The sequence below is a fragment of the Cognatilysobacter lacus genome, assembly GCF_008274655.1.
In the GTDB taxonomy this organism is placed as follows: domain Bacteria; phylum Pseudomonadota; class Gammaproteobacteria; order Xanthomonadales; family Xanthomonadaceae; genus Cognatilysobacter; species Cognatilysobacter lacus.
Window position 1 is genome coordinate 1 of record NZ_VTRV01000257.1, and the last position, 1,791, is coordinate 1,791.

The 1,791-nt window shown below is 70.5% G+C and carries 3 protein-coding genes; 2 read left to right on the forward strand and 1 reads right to left on the reverse strand.

Annotated features, from left to right (window positions below):
- A partial coding sequence (locus FW784_RS13880; RefSeq protein WP_149353914.1) for a hypothetical protein occupies positions 1-496 on the forward strand: 496 nt, incomplete at its 5' end.
- Between the two features lie 38 nt (positions 497-534).
- Here the strand turns inward: FW784_RS13880 and FW784_RS13885 are convergent.
- Complete coding sequence (locus FW784_RS13885) at positions 535-1,458, reverse strand: M14 family metallopeptidase (RefSeq protein ID WP_149353915.1); 924 nt, start codon at positions 1,456-1,458, stop codon at positions 535-537.
- Positions 1,459-1,594: 136 nt separating this feature from the next.
- Here FW784_RS13885 and FW784_RS14535 point away from each other — a divergent pair, with 136 nt between their 5' ends.
- Complete coding sequence (locus tag FW784_RS14535) at positions 1,595-1,753, forward strand: hypothetical protein (RefSeq protein WP_187770840.1); 159 nt, start codon at positions 1,595-1,597, stop codon at positions 1,751-1,753.
- The last annotated feature ends 38 nt before the right edge of the window (positions 1,754-1,791 follow it).

A 1,791-nucleotide genomic window follows, 5' to 3' on the forward strand; every position in this document is an offset into this window, starting at 1 on the left:
GCCGGCGCCAGCGCCCGCCCGCCGCGCCGACCCGGCCCTGATCCGCAGCGCGCTTTCCGCGGCCCCGAAGAAGGTCGGGGATACCGCGGCCGTCGTCGTCGCCGAAAAGGACGGCAGCATGCGCACAGTGCGTCCCGGCAGCGGTTTCACCTGCATGCCCGACAACCCCACCACGCCGGGGCCGGATCCGATGTGCATGGATGCGGGCGCGACGGCCTGGGCGCATGCGCTGATGACGCACACGACACCGCCGGCGGGGCGCGTCGGCCTCGTGTACATGCTCGAAGGCGGTACCGATGCGAGCAACACCGACCCGTACGCGAAGGGCCCGACGGCAGCCAACCACTGGGTCAAGACCGGCCCGCACGTGATGATCGTCGGTGCCGACGACGCCTTTTACGCGCCCTACCCGCGCGGCGCCTCGCCGGACACCTCGGTGCCCTACGTCATGTGGGCCGGTACGCCGTACCAGCACCTCATGATCCCGGTCCGCTAGGCGATCGGAACCCGCAACGCGCCTGCCGCTCGCCGCGATCAGTCGTCGCGGTGCGCGAGCGCGTAATCGAAAGCCGCGCGCACGGCGGCCGCCTGTGCGTCGTTGCACTGCTGCGGCGTCGCGCGCGGGCTGTCGGGATAGACCTCGGTCGTCGTGGTGTATTTCGCGCCGCTGATGCCCGCGCACAGGCCCAGCTCGACGAACGCGTACTCGATTACGCCGGGCGACACCAGCGGCGAGCCGATGATGCATCCCTGCGGATCCGCGGGGGCGATATGCGTGACCTTCGCCACGGCTTCGATGATCGCGCGCTGGAAGTCCGGCTGCGGGTTGGTGGTGTCGTCGACGAGATAGAAGCCGTCCGGAATCGCGTCGGGTGCGTACTCCTTGCCATCGCGCGCGGCGAGCGCCGGGCGGAACTCGGTCTCGTCGCTGTCGGTGGTCTCGTGCAGGTCGACATGCACCAGCACGCGCCCGCGCAGGGGCGCCACGAGGCGTAGCAGCGCGGCGGACTCCGGCGCCGGGGTGCCGGCGCGGAACGAACGGTTCGGGTCCAGCGCGAGCGCGTTCCAGCGATGGATCCGCTCGTACGCCCACGGGCTGACACAGGGTACGACCACCACGTCCAGGCGCCCGGCGTAATCGGCCATGTGCCGATCGACGAACTGCAGCGCGCCGTGCACGCCGCTGGTCTCGTAGCCATGCACGCCACCGGTCACCAGCGCGACCGGCAGCGCGTCGGAGCGCTCGCGGTTGCGGATCGCGAGCAGTGGGAAGGATTCGCCGTCATAATCGAGCTCGCCGTATTGCTCGACGTCGAACCGGCCCCGAAGGCCGTCGATCGCGCGCAGGACGTCGTCCGCGTAGCTCCGCCTGCGTCGCTGCCCCGCCCGCCATTGCGCGATCTCCGCTTCGCCCCACGGGCGGCCGGCGGTGCCAATGGGATACGGTGCGAGGATCATGTCGACGGTTCCGGTTCTGCGAGGGCCCGTCGACTCTAGCATCGCGTTCCCGCGCCCCGGGCCGCCCTGCTGGCGTTCGCAAGCTCTTCGGACCGGTTGGTCCATCCTTCGTCACCCACCTCAGGAAGCCGCCTACTTGGCCAAGCCCAATTACTCGTTCGAAAAGCGCCAGCGCGAGATCGCGAAGAAGAAGCAGAAAGACGAAAAGGCCGCCCGCAAGCGCGACGCACGCGGAGACAAGGCACCGGACGCGACCGACGCCAGCGCGCCGCCCGCGCCCGACCGCCCCGCGTAATCCCGTGTCGCGCTACACCGGCCCGCTGCTCACGCGCG